Source organism: Rouxiella sp. S1S-2, assembly GCF_009208105.1.
GTDB lineage: Bacteria > Pseudomonadota > Gammaproteobacteria > Enterobacterales > Enterobacteriaceae > Rouxiella.
The window spans coordinates 2,008,350-2,029,127 of sequence record NZ_WFKL01000001.1; the positions used below are offsets into that span (position 1 = coordinate 2,008,350).

The 20,778-nt window shown below is 49.9% G+C and carries 22 protein-coding genes; 10 read left to right on the forward strand and 12 right to left on the reverse strand.

Going from position 1 to position 20,778, the window contains the following annotated elements:
• Nucleotides 1–768: 768 nt before the first annotated feature.
• From oppA to oppF, 5 genes are all read left to right on the forward strand, one after another.
• Nucleotides 769–2,415, forward strand: a complete 1,647-nt coding sequence (gene oppA / locus GA565_RS09445) for an oligopeptide ABC transporter substrate-binding protein OppA (protein ID WP_152198239.1) — start codon at nucleotides 769–771, stop codon at nucleotides 2,413–2,415.
• Between the two features lie 95 nt (nucleotides 2,416–2,510).
• Nucleotides 2,511–3,431 (forward strand): oligopeptide ABC transporter permease OppB, encoded by a 921-nt coding sequence (gene oppB / locus GA565_RS09450; protein WP_055770431.1) that lies wholly within the window; start codon nucleotides 2,511–2,513, stop codon nucleotides 3,429–3,431.
• Between the two features lie 18 nt (nucleotides 3,432–3,449).
• On the forward strand, nucleotides 3,450–4,358 hold the full coding sequence (gene oppC / locus GA565_RS09455) for an oligopeptide ABC transporter permease OppC (RefSeq protein ID WP_152201398.1): 909 nt from the start codon (nucleotides 3,450–3,452) through the stop codon (nucleotides 4,356–4,358).
• A gap of 11 nt (nucleotides 4,359–4,369) precedes the next feature.
• Nucleotides 4,370–5,392, forward strand: coding sequence for an ABC transporter ATP-binding protein (locus GA565_RS09460; protein ID WP_152201400.1), 1,023 nt, complete (start codon nucleotides 4,370–4,372; stop codon nucleotides 5,390–5,392).
• Complete coding sequence (oppF, locus tag GA565_RS09465; RefSeq protein WP_152198240.1) at nucleotides 5,389–6,426, forward strand: murein tripeptide/oligopeptide ABC transporter ATP binding protein OppF; 1,038 nt, start codon at nucleotides 5,389–5,391, stop codon at nucleotides 6,424–6,426. Before GA565_RS09460 ends, oppF begins: the two co-directional genes overlap by 4 nt.
• A 121-nt stretch (nucleotides 6,427–6,547) precedes the next feature.
• Here oppF and GA565_RS09470 read toward each other — a convergent pair whose 3' ends face one another.
• Both GA565_RS09470 and cls read right to left on the reverse strand, forming a co-directional pair.
• Entirely contained in the window at nucleotides 6,548–6,871 is a 324-nt protein-coding gene (locus GA565_RS09470) for an HI1450 family dsDNA-mimic protein (protein ID WP_055770441.1), read from the reverse strand.
• Between the two features lie 93 nt (nucleotides 6,872–6,964).
• On the reverse strand, nucleotides 6,965–8,425 hold the full coding sequence (cls, locus tag GA565_RS09475) for a cardiolipin synthase (RefSeq protein ID WP_055770443.1): 1,461 nt from the start codon (nucleotides 8,423–8,425) through the stop codon (nucleotides 6,965–6,967).
• Between the two features lie 244 nt (nucleotides 8,426–8,669).
• Between cls and GA565_RS09480 the strand changes: the two genes are divergently transcribed.
• Nucleotides 8,670–8,846: a YciY family protein gene (locus tag GA565_RS09480; protein WP_139804062.1), complete on the forward strand. Its 177-nt coding sequence runs from the start codon at nucleotides 8,670–8,672 to the stop codon at nucleotides 8,844–8,846.
• Between the two features lie 67 nt (nucleotides 8,847–8,913).
• Here the strand turns inward: GA565_RS09480 and GA565_RS24775 are convergent, their stop codons facing one another.
• Nucleotides 8,914–9,075 (reverse strand): YnfU family zinc-binding protein, encoded by a 162-nt coding sequence (locus tag GA565_RS24775; protein WP_173882075.1) that lies wholly within the window; start codon nucleotides 9,073–9,075, stop codon nucleotides 8,914–8,916.
• Nucleotides 9,076–9,240: 165 nt separating this feature from the next.
• Nucleotides 9,241–9,537, reverse strand: coding sequence for a YciI family protein (locus GA565_RS09485; protein WP_152198241.1), 297 nt, complete (start codon nucleotides 9,535–9,537; stop codon nucleotides 9,241–9,243).
• 242 nt (nucleotides 9,538–9,779) lie between these two features.
• On the opposite strand from GA565_RS09485, the gene GA565_RS09490 reads away from it, so the two are divergent.
• The gene (locus GA565_RS09490; protein ID WP_152201402.1) at nucleotides 9,780–10,535 is read left to right on the forward strand and encodes an energy transducer TonB; all 756 of its coding nucleotides are present in this window, start codon (nucleotides 9,780–9,782) and stop codon (nucleotides 10,533–10,535) included.
• Between the two features lie 356 nt (nucleotides 10,536–10,891).
• A complete protein-coding gene (locus tag GA565_RS09495; RefSeq protein WP_152198242.1) occupies nucleotides 10,892–11,929 on the forward strand; it encodes a hypothetical protein in 1,038 nt (345 codons plus the stop codon).
• Between the two features lie 95 nt (nucleotides 11,930–12,024).
• On the opposite strand, the gene yciA is transcribed toward GA565_RS09495, so the two are convergent.
• From yciA to GA565_RS09510, 3 genes are all read right to left on the reverse strand, one after another.
• Nucleotides 12,025–12,465: an acyl-CoA thioester hydrolase YciA gene (yciA, locus tag GA565_RS09500; protein WP_055770452.1), complete on the reverse strand. Its 441-nt coding sequence runs from the start codon at nucleotides 12,463–12,465 to the stop codon at nucleotides 12,025–12,027.
• A gap of 162 nt (nucleotides 12,466–12,627) precedes the next feature.
• On the reverse strand, nucleotides 12,628–13,176 hold the full coding sequence (locus GA565_RS09505; protein ID WP_055770455.1) for a septation protein A: 549 nt from the start codon (nucleotides 13,174–13,176) through the stop codon (nucleotides 12,628–12,630).
• A 121-nt stretch (nucleotides 13,177–13,297) separates the two neighbouring features.
• Complete coding sequence (locus GA565_RS09510; RefSeq protein WP_152198243.1) at nucleotides 13,298–14,050, reverse strand: YciC family protein; 753 nt, start codon at nucleotides 14,048–14,050, stop codon at nucleotides 13,298–13,300.
• A 288-nt stretch (nucleotides 14,051–14,338) separates the two neighbouring features.
• Here GA565_RS09510 and GA565_RS09515 point away from each other — a divergent pair, with 288 nt between their 5' ends.
• Nucleotides 14,339–15,391: a glycosyltransferase family 9 protein gene (locus tag GA565_RS09515; RefSeq protein WP_226950935.1), complete on the forward strand. Its 1,053-nt coding sequence runs from the start codon at nucleotides 14,339–14,341 to the stop codon at nucleotides 15,389–15,391.
• A gap of 63 nt (nucleotides 15,392–15,454) precedes the next feature.
• On the opposite strand, the gene GA565_RS09520 is transcribed toward GA565_RS09515, so the two are convergent.
• Nucleotides 15,455–15,820, reverse strand: coding sequence for a YkgJ family cysteine cluster protein (locus tag GA565_RS09520; protein ID WP_152198244.1), 366 nt, complete (start codon nucleotides 15,818–15,820; stop codon nucleotides 15,455–15,457).
• 283 nt (nucleotides 15,821–16,103) lie between these two features.
• Between GA565_RS09520 and ompW the strand changes: the two genes are divergently transcribed.
• Nucleotides 16,104–16,739 (forward strand): outer membrane protein OmpW, encoded by a 636-nt coding sequence (gene ompW, locus GA565_RS09525; RefSeq protein WP_152198245.1) that lies wholly within the window; start codon nucleotides 16,104–16,106, stop codon nucleotides 16,737–16,739.
• Between the two features lie 94 nt (nucleotides 16,740–16,833).
• Here the strand turns inward: ompW and GA565_RS09530 are convergent, their stop codons facing one another.
• The 4 genes from GA565_RS09530 to trpCF form a co-directional block, all read right to left on the reverse strand.
• Nucleotides 16,834–17,148, reverse strand: a complete 315-nt coding sequence (locus tag GA565_RS09530) for a BON domain-containing protein (RefSeq protein WP_055770465.1) — start codon at nucleotides 17,146–17,148, stop codon at nucleotides 16,834–16,836.
• A gap of 243 nt (nucleotides 17,149–17,391) precedes the next feature.
• The gene (gene trpA, locus GA565_RS09535) at nucleotides 17,392–18,198 is read right to left on the reverse strand and encodes a tryptophan synthase subunit alpha (RefSeq protein WP_152198246.1); all 807 of its coding nucleotides are present in this window, start codon (nucleotides 18,196–18,198) and stop codon (nucleotides 17,392–17,394) included.
• Nucleotides 18,198–19,388 carry a tryptophan synthase subunit beta gene (gene trpB, locus GA565_RS09540; protein ID WP_152198247.1) on the reverse strand — a complete coding sequence of 397 codons (1,191 nt, stop codon included), beginning with the start codon at nucleotides 19,386–19,388 and terminating at the stop codon, nucleotides 18,198–18,200. Before trpB ends, trpA begins: the two co-directional genes overlap by 1 nt.
• Nucleotides 19,389–19,411: 23 nt before the next feature.
• Entirely contained in the window at nucleotides 19,412–20,776 is a 1,365-nt protein-coding gene (gene trpCF, locus GA565_RS09545; RefSeq protein ID WP_152198248.1) for a bifunctional indole-3-glycerol-phosphate synthase TrpC/phosphoribosylanthranilate isomerase TrpF, read from the reverse strand.
• Nucleotides 20,777–20,778: the final 2 nt, after the last annotated feature.

Below are 20,778 nucleotides of genomic sequence, written 5' to 3' on the forward strand. Positions count from 1 at the left end.
CTGACCGTCTTGATCGGACGGGTCCGTCGACTGATAGCGGTGTTTAAAAGAGAATTGGTTAACATTTCTGTAAAATTTATTGGCGCGGTTTCACGGCATCTGATAATTTTCGGACCACTTCTTAAGGGAAAATATTTCGACACTTTGTCGAATTGAGAACGGATCTTGCTATAGCTTTTATGCAAAGTACTCAGGCTTGTAAAGTCAGGTAGTAAGGCGTGTTCTTTTTCATTTTTTCTGGAGTACCCGAAGTTGATTAGAAAACAAACCCAGCAAGCTGCAGCGCCTGCTCTAAGGCGTCACTCCTCAAAAGCTACGCAGCCTGGGGTAAAACACTCTCCTTTGCCCGATATCCGTTTTTATACTCAATTTATTCGCCAGAAAATAGACACTCTTCGCTAGTCGATTTTTTAATTAGCGGTACTGCTTTGCACATTTCCAGCAATGGAATGTGAATAAAAGCCATAGTCAGTAAAGTTTTCGCGAGGTATGAATCGTTGTATTTCGCGGATGTTATGAATAATTGGATAAAAAAATTCTGAAAGAATTGACAGCATAAAGAGGCGTTTAACGGTCTTTATCTCTGTAATCCGGTAATTCGACAGCAGGCAGTAAAAGTCATGCAATTAGGGAAGGGTCAATCACCTGGATTGACTGACTACTTACCGTTTATACGCGGGCAATTCGTTCCTGCCCGTGATGAAGGGTTTAACCCGGTAGGGGTTGACCTGTTAATCAGGCATATAATAACAACTGGAGTTGATAGTAATGACCAACATCACAAAAAAACATCTTCTCGCCGCCGCTATTCTGGCTGCAGTCGGTGCAGTAACCTCCGTTAGCAGCTTCGCGGCAGTCGTTCCGGCCGGTGTACAACTGTCCGATAAACAAGAGCTGGTTCGCAATAACGGCTCAGAAGTTCAGTCACTTGATCCGCACAAAGTTGAAGGTGTGCCTGAGTCCAACGTTATCCGTGACCTGCTTGAAGGCCTGGTTAATACCTCGGTAAAAGACGGCAGCGTTATTCCTGGCGTGGCTGAGAGCTGGGACAACAAAGACTTTAAAGTGTGGACCTTCCACCTGCGTAAAGACGCTAAATGGTCGAATGGTCAACCGGTTACCGCCGCTGATTTCGTCTACAGCTGGGAACGTTTAGCCGACCCTAAAACGGCTTCTCCGTATGAAAGTTACCTGCAATACGGCCACATTGTTAATATCGACGATATTATCGCCGGTAAGAAAAGCCCGGACACCCTCGGCGTGAAAGCCATCGACGACCATACTCTGGAAGTCACTCTGAGCGAGCCGGTGCCTTATTTCGTTAAAATGCTGTCCCACACCGCGATGAAACCGGTGTATAAGCCAGCCGTCGAGAAATTCGGCGACAAATGGACCCAGCCAGAAAACTACGTCAGCAATGGTGCCTATAAGCTGAAAACCTGGACCGTTAACGAACGTATCGTTCTGGTACGTAACCCTGAATACTGGGACAACGCGAAAACCGTGCTGAACCAAGTCACTTTCCTGCCTATCTCGTCTGAAGTTTCTGACGTTAACCGCTACCGCAGCGGCGAGATCGACATGACTTATAACAACTTGCCGATCGAGCTGTTCTCCAAGCTCAAGAAAGATATTCCTGATCAGCTGCACGCCGACCCGTACCTGTGCACCTACTACTATGAAATCAACAACCAGAAAGCGCCATTCACCGATAACCGCGTACGTACCGCGCTTAAACTGGGCCTGGACCGCGATATCATCGTGAATAAAGTGAAAGCACAGGGCGACCTGCCGGCTTATGGCTTCACGCCTCCTTACACCGATGGCACTGACGGCAAATTGACGCCTCCGGCCTGGTTTAAAGAAACTCAAGAGCAACGCAATGCCGAAGGCAGAAAACTGCTGGCTGAAGCGGGCTTTACCAAAGACAAACCACTGACCTTCAGCCTGCTGTATAACTCTTCAGACCTGCATAAGAAACTGGCAATCGCCGCGGCGGCAATCTGGAAGAAAAACTTGGGTGTCGACGTGAAACTCGAAAACCAAGAGTGGAAAACCTTCCTCGAAACGCGTCATCAGGGCAACTTTGACGTGGCGCGTGCGGGCTGGTGTTCGGATTACAACGAACCTACCTCGTTCCTGAATATCATGCTGTCAGACAGCAGCAACAACACTTCTCACTATAAGAGCCCGGCGTTTGACAAGTTTATTGCCGATGCGCTGAAAGTGAAAACTGACCAAGAGCGTGCGGCTATTTACCAGCAGGCTGAACAGCAGCTGGATAAAGACTCGGCGATTGTGCCTGTTTATTACTATGTAAATGCCCGTTTAGTTAAACAATATGTGGGTGGCTACACCGGTAAAGATCCACAGGATAACGTTTACGATAAAGATCTCTACATCATCAAACACTAATTAAGTGTGAGAGCGGGGCGGTTTCCCGAGCAGCCCCGCTCTTGATTATGATTTTTAGAGAACGAGTAACACGCTGAGCAAAGCAGGTACGAGCAATGTTAAAGTTTATTTTCCGCCGTTGTCTGGAAGCGATCCCGACGCTTTTCATTCTGATCACGATTTCGTTTTTTATGATGCGTCTTGCGCCGGGTAGCCCGTTTACCGGAGAGCGCAACCTTCCTCCAGAAGTGATGGCGAACATTGAGGCGAAATATCACCTTAATGACCCGATGTATAAGCAGTATTTCCACTATTTAGAGCAGTTGGCCAAGGGTGATTTCGGCCCGTCGTTTAAATATAAAGACTATAGCGTCAACGATTTGGTGGCCACCTCATTCCCGGTTTCGGCGAAGTTAGGACTGGCCGCATTTTTGCTGGCTATCGTTCTCGGCGTTTCCGCTGGCGTTATTGCCGCGCTTAATCAAAACACTAAATGGGACTATACGGTAATGGGCATTGCCATGACTGGGGTCGTTATCCCCAGTTTCGTGGTCGCCCCACTGTTGGTATTAGTCTTCTCCATCATGCTGAAATGGCTGCCTGGCGGCGGCTGGCACAACGGTGGATTCAAATATATGGTGCTGCCCATGGTGGCCCTGTCTCTGGCTTATATTGCCAGCATCGCGCGTATTACTCGTGGCTCGATGATTGAAGTGCTGCACTCCAACTTTATCCGCACCGCGCGCGCCAAGGGCCTGCCACTGCACCGGATTATTTTCCGTCATGCGCTTAAACCGGCCTTATTACCGGTGATTTCTTATATGGGACCGGCCTTTGTCGGGATCATTACCGGCTCAATGGTGATTGAAAGTATTTATGGATTACCCGGTATCGGCCAGCTGTTTGTTAACGGTGCATTAAACCGTGACTACTCGTTGGTATTAAGCCTGACCATTTTGGTTGGCGCTTTAACGATTCTGTTTAACGCGATCGTCGACGTGCTGTACGCCGTTATCGATCCGAAAATCCGTTATTAATGCTGGAGCACGCCAATGATGTTAACTAAGAAAAAAAGCAGCGAAGCTCTGGAAAACTTCACAGAGAAGCTGGAAATAGAAGGGCGCAGCCTCTGGCAAGACGCCCGCCGTCGTTTTATTCACAACCGCGCGGCCGTCGCAAGCCTGGCGGTACTGCTGGTGATTGCCCTGTTTGTAACCTTTGCGCCCATGCTGGCACATTTCCGCTACGACGATACTGACTGGAATATGATGTCGGCCGCACCGGACATGTCTTCCGGCCACTACTTCGGTACAGACTCCTCAGGCCGTGACCTGCTTGTGCGCGTAGCCATCGGTGGACGAATTTCTCTGCTGGTCGGCGTCTCTGCGGCATTTGTCGCGGTTATTCTGGGTACGCTTTACGGGTCTATTTCAGGTTATCTGGGCGGTAAAACCGACTCGGCAATGATGCGTCTGCTTGAAATACTCAACTCTTTCCCGTTCATGTTTTTCGTTATTCTGCTGGTCACCTTCTTTGGTCAAAATATCTTCCTGATTTTTGTCGCCATCGGCATGGTTTCCTGGCTGGACATGGCGCGTATCGTTCGTGGCCAAACCCTGAGCCTCAAACGCAAAGAGTTTATTGAAGCGGCACTGGTGAGCGGCGTGTCAACCCGCAACATCGTGCTGCGTCATATCGTGCCGAATGTACTGGGCGTAGTCGTGGTTTACGCCTCGCTGCTGGTGCCAAGCATGATCTTGTTTGAATCGTTCCTGAGCTTCTTGGGCTTGGGTACGCAGGAGCCGTTAAGCAGCTGGGGCGCACTGCTCAGCGACGGCGCCAACTCGATGGAAGTTTCACCGTGGCTGCTGTTTTTCCCGGCAGGTTTCTTGGTGATCACCCTGTTTTGTTTCAACTTTATCGGCGACGGGCTGCGTGATGCGCTCGATCCGAAAGATCGTTAAGGAGTGCGATGATGAGCACCATTGAACATAGCAATAGCACTCCGCAGGCCGCCAATTCCAATGCGGCACCTATTCTGTTGGATGTTAAAGACCTGCGCGTGACCTTTGGCACGCCAGACGGCGACGTGACGGCGGTTAACGATTTGAACTTTGACCTGCGCGCCGGTGAAACGCTGGGTATCGTCGGTGAGTCGGGTTCAGGTAAATCACAGACTGCTTTTGCGCTGATGGGCCTGTTGGCCAGCAACGGAAGGATTGGCGGATCGGCTAAATTTAACGGCCGCGAGATCCTCAACCTGCCGCCAAAGCAGTTAAACAAGCTGCGTGCCGAGCAGATCTCGATGATTTTCCAGGACCCGATGACCTCATTAAATCCTTATATGAAGGTCGGCGAGCAGCTGATGGAGGTGCTGATTCAGCACAAACACATGAGCCGCTCAGAAGCATTTGAAGGTTCTGTGCGCATGCTCGACGCCGTGAAAATGCCTGAAGCGCGTAAGCGTATGAAGATGTACCCGCATGAGTTTTCAGGCGGCATGCGTCAGCGTGTAATGATAGCGATGGCACTGCTGTGCAGTCCTAAACTGTTGATCGCCGACGAACCGACGACCGCACTGGACGTGACCGTTCAGGCGCAGATCATGACGCTGCTTAACGAACTGAAAAGAGAGTTCAACACCGCCATTATCATGATTACCCATGACCTGGGCGTGGTGGCAGGCATTTGCGACAAAGTGCTGGTGATGTATGCCGGGCGCACCATGGAGTACGGTCAGGCACGCGACGTGTTTTATCGCCCGAGCCACCCTTATTCCATTGGCCTGCTTAAAGCGGTACCACGTCTGGACGCCGAGGGCGAAGCGATGCTGACTATCCCCGGCAACCCGCCTAACCTACTGCGTTTGCCAAAAGGTTGTCCGTTCCAGCCGCGCTGCCAGTACGCAACCGAAATTTGTACGACCACGCCGTCGCTTGAGCACTTTGGCGAAGGCCGCATGCGCGCCTGCTTTAAGCCAGTGGAGGAGCTAGTATGAGTGAAGTCACCCCTGTAATCCCTTCTACAGACGCCGCGCCCGAAGTGACGAGAAAAGTGTTGCTTGAAGTCGCCGATTTGAAAGTACATTTCGACATTAAAGATGGCAAGCAGTGGTTTTGGCAGCCGTCAAAAACCCTGAAAGCAGTTGATGGCGTGACCCTGCGCCTGTACGAGGGCGAAACGCTGGGCGTGGTCGGTGAGTCGGGCTGTGGAAAATCAACCTTTGCGCGTGCGCTGATAGGTCTGGTCAAGGCCACCGACGGGCACGTTGCCTGGTTGGGCAAAGACTTGCTGAATATGTCGGACGCCGAATGGCGCAGTACGCGCAGCGATATTCAGATGATCTTCCAGGATCCGCTGGCCTCGCTTAATCCTCGTATGAATATCGGTGAGATCATCGCCGAGCCGCTGCGTACCTATTATCCTAAAATGCCTAAATTGCAGGTGAAAGAGAAGGTGAAGGCGATGATGTTGAAGGTGGGGCTGCTGCCTAACCTGATCAACCGTTATCCGCACGAATTCTCCGGCGGTCAGTGTCAGCGTATCGGTATTGCGCGCGCGCTGATCCTTGAGCCTAAACTGGTGATTTGTGACGAGCCGGTGTCCGCGCTGGATGTGTCGATTCAGGCACAGGTGGTTAACCTGCTGCAACAGCTGCAGCGCGAGATGGGGCTGTCGCTTATCTTTATCGCCCATGACTTGGCGGTAGTGAAGCACATTTCTGACCGCGTACTGGTGATGTATCTGGGGCATGCCGTGGAGCTTGGCACCTATGACGAGGTGTACCACAATCCGCTGCACCCTTATACCCGTGCGTTGATGTCGGCGGTGCCGGTGCCTGACCCGGACAAAGAGCGTAATAAGACCATTCAGCTGCTGGAAGGGGAGTTACCTTCCCCCATCAATCCGCCATCTGGCTGCGTATTCCGCACGCGTTGCCCGATTGCCGGACCTGAGTGTGCCAAAACGCGTCCACTGCTTGAGGGCAGCTTCCGCCATGCGGTGTCGTGTCTTAAGGTCGATCCGCTCTAATTAACTGCAGTAAGCCTTTAGTGGATTGAAGTCATAAAAAACCCCGCAGCAATTGGCGGGGTTTTTCTTAATCTGCATCTGCGGCTGATGAATGTTCAGCAGGCAGAATGAAGTCTGGAAATCACTCTTTCCACAGAATATGGCACAGTTTATGGTCTTTTTCGCGACACAGCAGCACGCGGGCAAAGACGTCATTGATAGGCTCGCCGTCTGCGTCGCCCAGTCCAATCACCACTTCGGCGAAGAAATCAGGATTCAAGTCGAAGTCTACGTGTTCAACCCAGTCTTCGGCAGGGTCGTAAAGCTCTGCGCCACCGCGTTCTTCAAACTGCAGGTTAAAGATAAGGATATCTGCGGGATCCAGGTTATCTCCGGCCAGTTCGAGGAAGATGTCGTAAGCTTGCTCAAGGGTTTCGTCTTCGGTCAGGCGATTATTCAGATCCATATTCTTCTCATTCAATAGTGTGTGGTGTGACAAGCAGCCGACCGGAGCCGGCTGCTTATGACATTACCTATTAGAACATTCTCGGTGCCGATTTTACAGTAATGGACTGAAAAAGTAGAACAGGCGTTCAACGATGCGATGCCAGAATGGACGCTTGAGCCACTCTTTAGGGTCAAGAAGGCGCGAGCGGGCGAGATAATCTTCCTGCACGACGGCCAAATCGCCGCCAAATCCGGCGTCATCAATGACCAGTGTTATCTCGAAGTTAAGCCATAGGCTTCGCATATCAAGATTTACTGTACCAACAAGGCTAAGCTGCCCGTCGACCAGGATGCTCTTGGTGTGCAGCAGCCCGCCCTCAAACTGATAGATTTTAACCCCGGCTTCGAGCAATTCGTTAAAGAACGCGCGGCTTGCCCAGTTCACCATCATTGAATCATTTTTCATCGGCAAGATAATGCTGACATCAACGCCGCGCTGTGCCGCGGTGCAAATGGCGTGCAGCAGGTCATCGCTCGGGACGAGATAAGGCGTGGTCATCACCAGCTGTTCGCGTGAAGAATAGCAGGCGGTGAGCAGGGCCTGATGAATCATGTCCTCAGGGAAACCTGGCCCTGAGGCAATGACCTGAATTGTGTGGCCGCTTTCCTGCTCAAACGGCATCTGATTGACGTCAGGTTCCGGCGGCAGAATGCGTCGTCCGGTTTCAATTTCCCAGTCACACGAGTAGACAATACCCATCGTTGTGGCAACCGGTCCTTCCATGCGGGCCATTAAATCAACCCACTGACCCACACCCGCGTCCTGCTTGAAGAAACGTGGATCTACCATGTTCATACTGCCGGTGTAGGCAACATAGTTGTCTATCAACACCACTTTGCGGTGCTGGCGCAGATCCATGCGGCGCAGGAATACGCGGAACAGGTTAACCTTTAGCGCTTCGACCACTTCAATGCCAGCATTGCGCATCATCGCGGGATAAGGGCTACGGAAAAACTGCAGGCTTCCGGCTGAATCAAGCATTAAACGGCAGTGAACGCCGCGTCTGGATGCGGCCATCAGCGATTCGGCAACCTGATCGACCAGTCCACCAGGTTGCCAAATATAGAACACCATTTCGATGTTGTGCCGTGCAAGCTCGATGTCACGCATAATGGATTTCAGCGTGTCGTCGCTGGTGGTCAGCAGCTGTAGCTGATTACCCTTGACCCCGGCAATGCCCTGACGGCGCTCGCAAAGTTGGAACAGTGATTTGGCGACATCGCTGTTTTCACTGGCAAAAATTCGATGACAGCCCTTCAGGTCGTTGAGCCAGCGCGCCGTTGAAGGCCACATAGCCTTTGCGCGCTCCGCCCGACGTTTGCCCAAATGAAGTTCGCCAAACGACAGATAAGCAATGATCCCTACCAGAGGAATAATGAAAATTATCAGTAACCAGGCCATTGCGGAAGGAACCGCGCGGCGCTTCATTAAAATGCGTAACGTTACGCCAGCAATTATTAACCAATAACCAAAGACGATGAGCCAACTGATTACTGTATAAAATGTTGTCATAGGGGCGAAAAATCCTGTTCGCGAGCAATCTGGTGAGTTTACGCAGAGTGAATCAAAGGATAAACCTTATATATAATTTTATCTGCAGCTTCAATCAGCTAGCTCTGATTGAATTGTCGGCAAAGTTAATAATCTGCAGTAGCCTGTAATTAAGCGTAGCTAAAACTATCAATAACAGGTCAAGGTTGATCTATAATGTTGACGCTATTTGCACAGAGGCCCTTTATAAAGGAATATTTGTTGTATGAAACGCAGTAGAAATGAAGTTGGCCGGTGGCGTATGCAGCGTCAATCTCAGAGGCGGAAAAACCGTTGGCTTGAGGGCCAGTCGCGACGTTATCGCCATATTTATCGTATTCGGGCGATCCACTCTCTGCAACACCAGCGACTCAGTTTGTATACCGTTATTAACGAATGGTAAGTCCAATTGGGCGCGTAATGCGCCTTTTCACGGGTCCTCCCTGCGTATCCTCTTTATTGTTTCAGCCCTATCGATCGTTTTTGCGAAACAGAGCACCGCATTTGGGGCAAACCAGCGTAGCATTTTTGCGCACCTTCACGCTTATCTGCTCGGTTGTTGCCTGACATTCAGGGCAAACGACCTTGGTAGTTTTACTGGTCAAAAACTTCAATCCGTCGAAGAATGACATAATTGCGTAACCTCACTGGTTGGGGTAATCAGTTTACCACGTAAGCAAGAGGTTAGCTTGGCACTTCAGATTAAGATTAAATTAAAAGAAGCAGGGTGGACCTGCTTCAGAGAAAAGGGACATTTCACGTCATAGCGAACGTTGTAGACAGTGTATTAAGCTGGTTTAGAGAGTCTTTTTAAACGGTTTGACAGTCACTTTGTGGTAAACGCCCGCCAACATGTAGGGATCAACCTCAGCCCAGCTCTTGGCGGCTTCGAGGGTTTCGAACTCCGCAATGACCAGTGAACCTGTCATGCCCGCATCGCCAGGCTCCTCGCTGTCAATAGCCGGAAGCGGTCCGGCCACCAGTACGCGGCCATCTGCTTTCAAGTTTTGCAGACGCTCAAGATGCGCAGGACGCGCGATGCGTCTTTTTTCCAGAGAGTGGGGAACATCTTCAGAATAAATCATGTAAAGCATGGCTCACCTTATCTTTTGTTGTAAAAATATCGAACAGTCGCAAACGAATTCGATCTTATGAGGTCAATTACAATAACCAAACCCCGGGCTTTGCGAAAGAGGCCAGAATGAATCAAAAGTGCAGTATTTGAGAATAGTTTTCATCTGCTTATTGAATATGATTGCTATTTGCATTTACACTTGCGGCTTCACGGGGAAATTGAATCACTATGCAGCCAAGAGCGATGTCTTTAACTAATGCCATGCCGTTAAAAAAACAGTCAATTATTCGCAAAGTAACTCTGCCGGCCATCCTGTCCATCGGCATACACGCTGCCGTCATCGCGGCTTTACTGTATGTCACTATTACTGACGCCGTTAAGATGCCGAAGCAAGAAGAACACGTCATGAGCGTGACTATGGTGAATCCTGAAACGTTTGCTCCGCCACCAACGCCACAGCCTGAGGTGCAACCGCAGCCTGAACCGGAGCCAGAACCCGAGATTAAGCCCGAGCCTGTGGTGACACAGCCTGTTGCCGTGCCTTTGCCTGAGCCAAAACCGAAGCCTAAGCCGAAACCCAAACCGGAGAAAAAACCGGTCGAGAAACCGAAGCCTAAGCCGCATCCTCAGCCGAAGCCGGTTGAGAAAACGCAGGAGGTTGCCAAGGCAGAGTCTGCGCCCTTGTCATCGCAGAAAGCACCGCTTGCACCTGCGACAAAGCCTGCCGCGCAGACAACCGGCAGCAGCAGTGGTCCCCGACCGCTTGACAGAACTAAGCCGCAGTATCCCGCGCGTGCCTATGCGTTGCGCATTGAAGGGCGCGTGAAAGTTCAGTTCGACGTTGACAGCGACGGTCGCGTAGACAACATCCGCATCCTGTCGGCCGAGCCGCGCAATATGTTTGAACGAGAAGTGAAAATGGCGATGAACAAGTGGCGTTATGAGGCTAAAGAGGCCAAAAATCTGACGGTAACGCTGGTATTTAAAATGAACGGCAGCGGTGGCGTAGAGGAGTAATCTTTCTCACTTAATACCGCATCTTTTATAAGGGATAAAACTTTGGTTTATCCCTTTTTTATTATTAGTGTCAAATACGTATTATAATTACTCAGAGTTCTCTGCCATTACTCCCACCATTTTTTATTCCTTGATGATATTTTTTTAAACACAGTCTCATTTATTGTCTATCCTCTAAAGTATCGATGGTTATTTATGCTTATTATTTGTAATAAGTAAGCATAAATTATTGACGATCGCGTTATTTGTACTATCAATGCATATCCATTGCCGATTTTTAAATGATCTAGTCTGGTCATCAATGGGTTGCATCGAGAACTGTTGCTTTATGTCATTAATTTATAGAGGAAATAATTATGACGCATCACGAACCCACTCTTTATCCATCTCCTGATGGGGTTGCTGCGGACGCATACCGGACTCATTTGTTGAAACGTATTTCATGGGGTCCAGTATTCGCCGGCGTTATTTTGGCCATAGTGACGTACATGTTGCTTTCGATGCTCGGCACGGCAATCGGCGCATCGACCGTCGATCCCCTGCAGGAAAATAATCCACTGAGTGGGCTGGGCACTGGCGCATTAATCTGGATGTTGGCCAACGTACTTATCTCGTATGCGGTTGGCGGCTATGTTGCAGGCCGTCTGGCAAGTAGAGAGGGGGCATTTCACGGCGTGCTCTCCTGGGGCGTTGTGACGCTTATTTCGGCCTACATCGTGGCGATGCTGTTTAGCAGCGCCATCGGTGGCGCGATGAACGTGGCGGGTGAAGGCCTTAAAGCCGTTGGCAGCGGCATTGCCAGCGCAGTTCCACAGGCCGGTGGAATGGTTAAAAATCAGCTACAGCAGGCCAACATTAATCTCGACGATTTGCAAAATGAGCTAACCACCACGCTGCGGCAAACCGGAAAGCCTGAACTCCAACCCGAAAACCTACAGCGTCAGGCGCAGGGCGAGGCTAACAAGGCAGAGGCGGCCGCCCAGTCAGGCAGTTCTCAGTCACCGGATCAGGACCTTAAGCAGTGGCTAAGTGGTGTCATTGAACGCGGAGACAGCACTTTGCAGGCGGCTGACCGCGACGCGCTGAAAAATATCATCAAGGCGCGTACCGGCAAAACCGATCAGGAAGCTGATCAAATCGTGGATAAAGCCCAGCAGGCGTATGCTCAGGCTTATCAGAAATATCAGCAACTGAAGGCCGATGCAGAACAGAAAGCGCGGGAAGTTGCAGATAAAGCGGCGGCTGAGCTATCTAAAGCCAGCTGGTTTGCCTTTGTTCTGCTGGTCATTGGCGGCGTAGTGGCCGGATTTGCTGGCGAGTTGGGTCTGCGTACTCAAACTCATCGTGTGACTTATACCGATAGCACGCCAACGGATAGAAATTTAAAACGTTAACGTTGTAGCGTTAATCAAGGTAAGTGATAGGACTTATTCGCGGTCAAGTTATTGACCGCGAATAAAAGAGAGAGCGGGGCGGGGGCTTAATTCAACTAGTCGTCAATTGAACCGGCTGAATCAACGCTAAAATTACTGCGTCCGTCAGGCAATTTACGTGATTTACCTTCTTCATCAACGGCAACGTAGGTAAACACTGCTTCAGTAGCAATATAGCGCTGACCTATCGGCTCAGAAGAGACTTTTTTAACCCAAACCTCAACGTTAATGGTAATTGAGCTGTTGCCGGTTTTAATGCAGCGCGCGTAGCAACAAACGACGTCACCCACTGCTACGGGTTTCAGAAAGGTCATGCCGTCAACGCGAACCGTGACTACGCGACCCTTGGCTATTTCTTTAGCCTGGATTGCGCCGCCCATATCCATTTGAGACATTAACCAACCGCCAAAAATATCGCCATTTGCATTGGTGTCTGCAGGCATTGCCAATGTGCGTAACACCATTTCGCCATTGGGTAACTTATGTTTATCGTTCATATCGATGGGCTTCACATTGAAAATTAAGAATGCATCCCCTCTAACTTTTAAATCTGCCGATACTGCCGTTTCACTCTACCTCCCCAGTCGCCTACCTGAGTAAACGTCCTAGGATGTATTAGCTTGCTGCACTACTGCAGGTCGAAAACTGTTGGGGAACGACTATTTTTTTTCTTCTTTTTCTTCTTCAGGCATGTGTCTGAAGATATAAATGCCGCTTAACAGCGTGAATACCAGAGTCAGAACGGTAAGACCAAATACTTTGAAGTTAACCCACACGTTTTCAGGCAACCAGAAAGCCACATAAATGTTGGCCAGACCACAGAGCAGGAAAAAAATTGCCCATGCGATATTCAGTTTGCCCCAGACTGCATCGGGTAACGTCAGCTCTTTCCCCAGCATCCGCTGAATCAGCGGTTTCTTCAAAATCAGTTGACTGACCAGCAATGCGCCAGAGAACAAGACATAAATAACCGTTACTTTCCATTTGATAAACAGATCATCGTGGAACACCAACGTCAGGGTGCCAAACACTGCCACCATAACAAAGGTAATTAAGGTCATTTTTTCCACTTTGCGGTACTTGATCCAAGTGAAGATCAGCGCCAGCGCGGTGGCGGCAATGAGCGCGCCGGATGCAACATAGATGTCGTAAAGCTTGTAAAAAACAAAAAAAACAACCAGGGGAAGAAAATCAAGGAGCTGCTTCATACTTCATTCCATATTATAGGTAAGAGCTGACTATACCGTATCCTTTATGTGCCTTCAAAATGCAGGCTATAAATAAAAGGGGCGTCAGTGCGCCCCGGTTTACTTATCTTAAAATCGGTTCTTAGCTGCGTAATTTGCTGTAAAGGCGGAACAGATAAATCAGCAGGTAGGCTGAAATCAAATTGCTCACTGCGCTTAACACCACCGTGGCCACTTCAGGGCCAAGAAACTTAAGGTGGCTTACTGCCAGCAGAACCAGCATTTTAGCCGCCAGCCATAGCATGATTGCAGGAATAATCACTCGGCTGTTGGCAAAGGCCAGTTTGGCACTCACTTTAATCGATTTGAAGATGCCAATTTTTTCGGTCGATACAATAATCGGCGCGAGAGAAACGGCAACGGCGATGATCAGGCCTGGGACAATAAACAGTGTCAAACCAAGCTGCACAACAATGGTACACAGCAGCATCAGAACCAGCAGACGCGGCAGAATAGGCGCAGCAGAGCCAATCGAACGCAGGGCACTGGTGCGCCCGCCCGCCGAGACCTGCTGAATCAGGGTTAGCATGCCACCCACCAGCAGCACGTTTCCTACCAGCGCAGAGAATGTCGCTGCCGCCGAAACCTTAAGCAGCACCATTTGTTGATCAGGCGTCATCGACTGGATGATTTCCTGAATACTCATGCCCGCCGTATCGGAAAGAGAGTCACTGCCGCTGGTGAGCAGGCTAAGCTGGTCGCTGCCCGGTGTAAAAGCGTGGTTCAAAATGACGGTAATAAATGCGGTCAACAGGGCCAAAAGCAAAATGCTGCCGAGTTGGTTACGCATAAAATTGAAACTGTCACGGTACAACGTACTGGCCGTGATAGGCATGAATGCTCCTTGGGGTATCTAAAATGTTTCCGAACCGGGATTGTACCCTGTAATGACCGCGCTGGCACCCCGGCAATCGTTGCAAACTCTGTACTTACGAACTATTACGCTTGCTCGTATTTTATACAGCGCTGTGTTAGTCCACTTTGGGTTTAATAACCCGATTTATAAAGAATAAATAAAGGGACAATGACATTGAAAAATAATTCAATTGCAAGATAAATAAATGAAAGATCGCTCTTTTTGCGTAAAGAGGCTTGCTTGTTTATTTTTTTAAATTAGGATGCAATGAGTTTACTTACCTTAGCTGCGAATATGAAAATTCTTTTGATTAGACGTGACAATATTGGTGATCTGATTTTAACAACACCGCTTATTGCAACGCTTGCAGGGCAACAAACCGTCAAGCTTGATTTGCTGGTTAATACCTATAATAAAGATGTATTAGAAGGGAACCCGCATGTTGGCAAAGTTCACCTTTATTGCAAATCCCACCACCGTAAGCCAGGGCAAACCTTGCTTGGTGTCTATTTCCAACGGCTGAAAACGATTCTCGCGATTCGATTTGGCCGTTACGACGTGGCGATAGTGGGCAGCACCGACAAGCGTCCGCTTCAGTGGGCGAAAATGTCCGGAGCAAAACGTATTATTGCGATGGGTGCTAACGGACCGGATTGCGTCACTGACAAGATTGTCAGTGTTAAAGGTCGGCATATCGTCGAGGAGCTGAATGCGCTGGCAAGTCCTTTGGGCATTAACGAAGCGCCGGGGCCGCTCGAGCTGTATGTTTCAACGAACGAAATTGACAGCATGGCCGAAAAATTTCGCATCAGTCGCGATAAACCGGTTTATGGCGTACAAATTAGCTCCCGCAAGCCGCAGCAGCGCTGGCAGGTCGAAAAATTTATTGAATTCATCAAACGGCTGTCTGCCCATGAGGATTGCCAGATAGTGCTGTTCTGGTCTCCCGGGGCCGACGATAACCCTGAGCATCCTGGCGATGACAATAAAGCTCAGCAAATTGTTGACGCCTGCCGAGACACTAATCTGATTGCCTTGCCGACTTTCAGTATTCGCGAGCTTATGGCGGCGATGTCGCTGTGTGATCAGATTATTACCAGTGATGGCGGTGCCTTACACATTGCTGCGGGTGTGCAAAAACCGGTGGTCGCGCTGTTTGGTAACAGCGATGTCGATTATTGGGGCCCGTGGAAAGTGCCTAGCGCAGTGCTTAAAGGGCCATCTGACGATGTTGGACTGCTGGAAGTCGACGAAGTTTATAACCAGTTTATTGGTCTGCGTATCAAAGTTATGACAGCAGATCAGGACCTCTGTGCTTAATCCTCATTAAATAAACGCCGGAGCATTCCGGCGTTTTACTGTCTAACTTTATCCTCTTACTCCCTAAATGACGAATGCTGCTAACGAGACCGCTTCCACTAAAGGAGGCAGCCCATATCGTGCGCGTGCACGACAGCAGGCTTCATTCGTCACACCGTTTAATCCTGACTGGTCAAACTCGCGACAAGGCGTTGGGCGGTTCAGATAGATGGAGCACGAAACCGATTGACCAATTTCACCTTCAAGCGCCACACACCGCGGCGATCGGGCATTGGTGCCTTGCATACAGCTTAAGAAGGGAGTGACTTGCTCCGTCAACGCCTGCGGAACAACGCCGCCAGCTTCTTCAGATTCAGCCCAATAAAATGAAACACGGAAGTAGGCGCAACAGGCGCCGCAGGATACGCACGGATTATTAATATCGCTCATTTTGGACGCTACCGTGAAGGGAGACATGAAACCAAAAACAAACAGTGAGTGAGCAACTTACGCACTCACGAAATTTTCCGCAATAGGTATTTTTTGGATTGGTATTGCTGCAAAAAAAACCATCAATTGATCTAGATCAATCCCTTTGTTTTTAATGAGTTATAATTAATTTAACAAAGTGCAATTACATCAATTTTCATATAAAAACCTGAACTCGCTACGGTAAATGTTTTGCGGAGTGTGGCTAAATACTCCGCAAATAACCACAACGAGGGAATGGATAATGAAAGCAGCACATTGGGCACTGCTCGCGGCCGCCGTTTTACCAACGGTAGCCAGTGCCAATCAGGCGGGAGATGTGATCGTTCGCGTAGGGAGTGCAACGGTAAGACCTTCGGCGAATTCACCGAGCGTATTAGGATCGCTTGGTTCATTTAATGCCAGCAACAATACGCAGGTTGGCCTGACCTTGGGCTACATGTGGACCGATAATATCGGCACAGAATTGCTGGCCGCAACGCCGTTCAGGCATAAAATCGGTCTCAATGGCATGGGTGATATCGCGACGGTAAGGCAACTGCCGCCGTCGTTGATGGCGCAGTATTACTTTGGCAATAAAGAAGACAAACTGCGGCCGTATCTTGGCCTCGGCGTAAACTACACCACTTTCTATCACGCACGTTTCAATCAAACGGGTTCAGACGCCGGTTTAACCGACCTGAGCATGAAGCATTCGTGGGGATGGGCAACGCAGGCGGGTATCGACTACAACATCAATAAAAACTGGCTGCTGAATGCGTCGGTATGGTGGATGGACATTGATACCACTGCCAGGTTTAAAGCCGGTGGGGAGCAGCAGTCGGTCAGCACCCAGTTAAATCCTTGGGTCTTTATGTTTGCCGTGGGCTATAAGTTCTAATAACCGTCATAAACTAAGCCTGAAGAAAAGGCGTCATCGCGACGCCTTTCATTATATTGATCAACTCACTGCCTTAACGTGCAGGATTAAATCATTATTTAATCTGTGTGTCGTTTTCTACGGAACGCACACCGGCTACGCCTTTAGTGACGGTAACGGCCCTGCTTGCTTCTGAGGCAGAAGTGACAAATCCACTCAGCTGTACGCGACCTTTAAAGGTCTCGACGCTGATTTCACGTGACTTGATTGTTTTATCTGCCAGCAGGGCAGACTTAACTTTAGTCGTCACAACGGTGTCATCAAGATAGCCACCTGTTCCTTCCTGCTTTGCCGTTGGCGCACAGGCTGCGAGAGCTGTAACAACCACTGCCGCCATGCAAATAGCTGAAAGACTTTTTAATAGCTTCATATTTTACTCTCCATGCAATTTGTTATCAGAAACTAATGAGTTCATCTAAGCAACTTATCCGGTAAATAATTAATCTGGCGCAGACAAGTGCCTGATTAAAAATCATAAACAATCAGCAAATTAAGTGTGGTTCAAAAGTGCGGGATCGCCAATTTCGAAAGGTAAAAAAGTTAAAAATATTTTTTAAAAAAAGGCCCCGGTCACAGGATGACAGGGGCCTTAGTAGGTATAAATCTGAATCCGTTAGCTGCGGGTCGCGGCCTTCATGTCAGTGACAAAACGTGACAACTGAACCAGCATTTCCGCCGGATTATCTTGATTTTTTTCAATGATACGTACTATCGCCGAGCCTGAAATCGCCCCCGCTGCGCCTGCGGCCAATGACTCTTTCACCTGTGAAGGTTCAGAAATACCAAAGCCTTGCAGTGGCGGTGCAGCATTATATTCACGCAGCTTATCAACAAGGTGATTAAGCGGCGTAACTGCGCGTTTTTCCGTGCCGGTTACGCCAGCGCGGGAAAGCAGATAGGTATAACCTCTGCCGTGCGAAGCAATTTCGCGCAGAAGGTCGTCGCTGGCGTTTGGCGGACAAATAAAGATTGGCGCCACTGCGTGACGCAACGCTGCGGCTCTGTACGGTGCAGATTCTTCAAGCGGTACGTCTGCTATCAGAACCGAGTCAACGCCCACTTCGGCACAGCGTGCATAAAACGCGTCAATGCCGTTGTGGAACACCAGGTTAGCGTACATCAGCAAACCAATAGGAATAGTGGGATGCTTTTGACGGATTTTCTCCAGCATGCCAAAACAAATTGTTGGCGTTACACCGGAGGCAAAGGCGCGCAGGTTGGCATTTTGAATCGTTGGGCCGTCGGCCAGCGGGTCCGAGAACGGAATACCCAGCTCAAGGGCGTCGGCACCGGCTTCGATCAGTGTGTCGATAATCGCCAATGAGTGCTCAGGATTCGGATCACCCAGCGTTACGAAGGGAACGAATGCGCCTTCTTTTTGGCTCTCTAAACGCTTGAAAAGCTGTTGATAGCGTTCCATTAGATTTCTCCCCGGGCAGTCAGAATATCATGAACGGTAAATATGTCTTTATCGCCGCGGCCAGAGAGGTTTACGACCAAAATCTGTTCTTTTTGCGGTTCTTCTTTAATCATTTTAAGGGCATAAGCCAGCGCATGAGAAGACTCCAGCGCAGGAATGATACCTTCGCTGCGAGACAGTTCTTTGAATGCTTCCAGCGCCTCGTCATCGGTGATAGAGACGTAGTCAGCGCGGCCGATACTGTTCAAAAATGCGTGCTGTGGGCCGACGGAAGGGAAGTCTAAACCGGCAGAAATCGAGTAGGACTCTTCAATTTGACCTTCTGACGTCTGCATCATCGGCGCTTTCATGCCGAAATAGATACCCACAGGTGCGTGCTTGAGCGGCGCGCCATGCTGCCCGGTTTCGATACCCAAACCGGCTGGCTCCACGCCAATCAGTTTTACGGAGATGTCGTCGATAAAGTCAGCAAACATGCCAATTGCGTTGGAACCGCCGCCCACGCAGGCGATAACGGCGTCTGGCAGACAACCTTCGCGCGCCTGCATTTGTGCTTTAGTTTCTTCACCGATCATGCGCTGGAACTCGCGAACGATCGTCGGATAAGGGTGCGGGCCTGCGGCGGTGCCAAGCATATAATGTGCTTTTTCATAGCTGCCAGACCAGTCGCGCAGCGCTTCATTACAAGCATCTTTCAGCGTCGCTGAGCCGCTGTGCACCGGAATAACTTCTGCACCCATCAAACGCATGCGGAATACGTTAGGCGACTGACGTTCAACGTCTTTAGCACCCATATAAATACGGCACTTCAAACCGAGCAGGGCACAGGCAAGCGCCGATGCTACGCCGTGTTGACCGGCACCGGTTTCGGCGATAATTTCGGTTTTACCCATACGTTTTGCCAGTAAAGCCTGGCCCAACACCTGGTTAGTTTTGTGTGCGCCGCCGTGCAGCAGGTCTTCACGCTTAAGATAAAGTTTAGTTTTGGTGCCTGCCGTCAGGTTTTTGCACAGCGTTAACGCAGTAGGACGACCGGCATAGTTTTTAAGCAAATCGATAAACTCGGCCTGAAACGCCGGGTCGCTCTGGGCAGTTACAAAGGCTTCTTCAAGCTGCACCAGCGCGGGCATTAAAATTTGTGGCACATACATGCCGCCAAATTCACCGAAGTAGGGATTAAGTAAGGTCATATTATTTCTTCCTATACACTAATTTAGTAAGCGCGCAGCGTCTGAAATACGGCGGTAATTTTGTCCGCATCTTTAATGCCAGGCTCGCGTTCTACGCCAGAATTGAAATCCAGACCAGCACAGCCCAACTGAGCGGCTTCTACGCAGTTATCTGCGCCCAGCCCTCCGGCCAACAGTACGTTGTCGAGTTTTTCGCCGGCCAGTTTGCTCCAGTCAAAGCGTTGACCCGTGCCGCCTTTGCCGTTGTCGAGCACATAACGCTGCACGTGCTCCAGGTCGCGGGCAGGAATCGACTCTTTAACGCTCAGCGCTTTCCAGATTTGACAACTCTGCGGCAGAATTTCGCGCAGGTGGCGAATATAACTTTGATCTTCTTCACCGTGTAACTGCACGGCAAACAGGTTCAACGCTTTGGCTTTGTCGGCAACCGCTGAGGCCTCTGCGTCACGGAACACACCGACGTATTTCAACGGTGCGCCGCTTTGCACCTGCCTCGCCTGCACGCTATCGATAAAGCGCGGAGAGCCCTCAACAAAAATCAGTCCACCGTAGATTGCACCGGCCTGATAGGCGACGTTCGCATCCTGCGGGCGAGTCAGTCCGCAAATTTTGTTTTCACCCAACAGCACGCGTCGAACGGCGCTGGTGAGGTCGTTTTCAGACATCAAGGCGCTGCCAATCAGGAATCCATTGGCAAAGCGGCTCAGTTCACGAATTTGCGCGTAGTCATTGATGCCCGATTCGCTAATAACCGTTACGCCGTGCGGCACACGTGGAGCCAGCTCGCGAGTCCGCTGTAAGTCAATAGACAGGTCACGCAGGTCGCGGTTGTTAATGCCCACCACTTTGGCTTTAAGCTGCACTGCGCGGTCTAGCTCTTCTTCATTGCTGGCCTCGGTCAACACGCCCATATTGAGGCTGTGTGCCACGGCCGCAAGCTGAACGTACTGCTCGTCATCAAGTACTGACAGCATCAGCAAAATGGCATCGGCCTGATAAAAACGGGCCAAATGAATCTGATAGGGATCAATGATAAAGTCTTTGCACAGCACTGGCTGAGTCACCGCAGCGCTCACCAGCGGCAGAAAATCAAAGCTGCCCTGAAAATACTTCTCGTCGGTGAGCACTGAGATAGCTGAAGCAAAGTCTTTGTATACCCCCGCGATTTCTACCGGATCAAAGTTTTCACGAATAACACCTTTGGATGGAGAGGCCTTTTTGCACTCAAGAATGAAGACAGTTCTGGCACCCTGCAGTGCGTGATAAAAGCCGCGCTGGCTGGGTTTGATTTCATTTTGAAAACTGGCCAGCGGTTGCTGTTCTTTACGCGCCGCAACCCAAACTTCTTTGTCGCGAACAATTTTGTGGAGCACGGTTTCCTGCTGCATCA

Bases quoted from the DNA above. Each gene is read 5' to 3' on its own strand.
- GA565_RS09515 (WP_226950935.1), top strand. From the start codon at position 14,339: ATGAGTTTACTTACCTTAGCTGCGAATATGAAAATTCTTTTGATTAGA.
- GA565_RS09530 (WP_055770465.1), bottom strand. From the start codon at position 17,148: ATGAAGCTATTAAAAAGTCTTTCAGCTATTTGCATGGCGGCAGTGGTT.
- oppA (WP_152198239.1), top strand. From the start codon at position 769: ATGACCAACATCACAAAAAAACATCTTCTCGCCGCCGCTATTCTGGCT.
- oppF (WP_152198240.1), top strand. From the start codon at position 5,389: ATGAGTGAAGTCACCCCTGTAATCCCTTCTACAGACGCCGCGCCCGAA.
- yciA (WP_055770452.1), bottom strand. From the start codon at position 12,465: ATGAACGATAAACATAAGTTACCCAATGGCGAAATGGTGTTACGCACA.
- GA565_RS09505 (WP_055770455.1), bottom strand. From the start codon at position 13,176: ATGAAGCAGCTCCTTGATTTTCTTCCCCTGGTTGTTTTTTTTGTTTTT.
- GA565_RS09510 (WP_152198243.1), bottom strand. From the start codon at position 14,050: ATGCCTATCACGGCCAGTACGTTGTACCGTGACAGTTTCAATTTTATG.
- ompW (WP_152198245.1), top strand. From the start codon at position 16,104: ATGAAAGCAGCACATTGGGCACTGCTCGCGGCCGCCGTTTTACCAACG.
- trpA (WP_152198246.1), bottom strand. From the start codon at position 18,198: ATGGAACGCTATCAACAGCTTTTCAAGCGTTTAGAGAGCCAAAAAGAA.
- GA565_RS09485 (WP_152198241.1), bottom strand. From the start codon at position 9,537: ATGCTTTACATGATTTATTCTGAAGATGTTCCCCACTCTCTGGAAAAA.
- GA565_RS09470 (WP_055770441.1), bottom strand. From the start codon at position 6,871: ATGGATCTGAATAATCGCCTGACCGAAGACGAAACCCTTGAGCAAGCT.
- trpCF (WP_152198248.1), bottom strand. From the start codon at position 20,776: ATGCAGCAGGAAACCGTGCTCCACAAAATTGTTCGCGACAAAGAAGTT.
- GA565_RS24775 (WP_173882075.1), bottom strand. From the start codon at position 9,075: ATGTCATTCTTCGACGGATTGAAGTTTTTGACCAGTAAAACTACCAAG.
- GA565_RS09480 (WP_139804062.1), top strand. From the start codon at position 8,670: ATGAAACGCAGTAGAAATGAAGTTGGCCGGTGGCGTATGCAGCGTCAA.
- oppC (WP_152201398.1), top strand. From the start codon at position 3,450: ATGTTAACTAAGAAAAAAAGCAGCGAAGCTCTGGAAAACTTCACAGAG.
- GA565_RS09520 (WP_152198244.1), bottom strand. From the start codon at position 15,820: ATGAGCGATATTAATAATCCGTGCGTATCCTGCGGCGCCTGTTGCGCC.
- cls (WP_055770443.1), bottom strand. From the start codon at position 8,425: ATGACAACATTTTATACAGTAATCAGTTGGCTCATCGTCTTTGGTTAT.
- trpB (WP_152198247.1), bottom strand. From the start codon at position 19,388: ATGACCTTACTTAATCCCTACTTCGGTGAATTTGGCGGCATGTATGTG.
- GA565_RS09460 (WP_152201400.1), top strand. From the start codon at position 4,370: ATGAGCACCATTGAACATAGCAATAGCACTCCGCAGGCCGCCAATTCC.
- oppB (WP_055770431.1), top strand. From the start codon at position 2,511: ATGTTAAAGTTTATTTTCCGCCGTTGTCTGGAAGCGATCCCGACGCTT.
- GA565_RS09490 (WP_152201402.1), top strand. From the start codon at position 9,780: ATGCCGTTAAAAAAACAGTCAATTATTCGCAAAGTAACTCTGCCGGCC.
- GA565_RS09495 (WP_152198242.1), top strand. From the start codon at position 10,892: ATGACGCATCACGAACCCACTCTTTATCCATCTCCTGATGGGGTTGCT.